Here is a 337-nt window from a genome sequence, read left to right as displayed (position 1 = left end):
GCGGGACCACGGGGAGGAAAAGAAAGAGGAGAAGGGGGAGAAAGGGGAAGGAGGGGGGGAGGAGGGAGAAGAAGGGGAAGAGAAAAAAAGAAAGAAAGAAGGGAAAAAAGGGGAGGGGGAAAAAGGAAAAAGGGGAAGGGAAGAAGAGAAAGAAAAAAAAGGAAAAAGAAAAAAGGAAGAGGAAGGGAAGGGAGAAGGAGAAGAAAGGAGGAGAGGAAGGAAGGGGAGGAAGGGGAGGGGAAGGGGGGGGAGAAGGGAAGGGAAGGGGAAGAGGAGGGGGGAGGAGAAGGGGGAGGGGAGGAAGAAAAAAAGAGGCGAAGGGCCGGAACAATTAGCC

The 337-nt window shown here is 53.4% G+C and carries 1 protein-coding gene; it reads left to right on the top strand.

Going from position 1 to position 337, the window contains the following annotated elements; genetic code table 11:
* A partial coding sequence (locus ACLRGG_RS21505) for a hypothetical protein (RefSeq protein ID WP_416251587.1) occupies window positions 1-335 on the top strand: 335 nt, incomplete at its 5' end.
* Window positions 336-337 lie beyond the last annotated feature (2 nt).

Origin of the sequence: Erwinia sp. PPS120, assembly GCF_047918655.1 — a bacterium.
Classification (GTDB): domain Bacteria; phylum Pseudomonadota; class Gammaproteobacteria; order Enterobacterales; family Enterobacteriaceae; genus Erwinia; species Erwinia tasmaniensis_A.
Note: the sequence above shows the minus strand (reverse complement) of the source record. Positions and strands in the feature narration are given on the sequence as shown.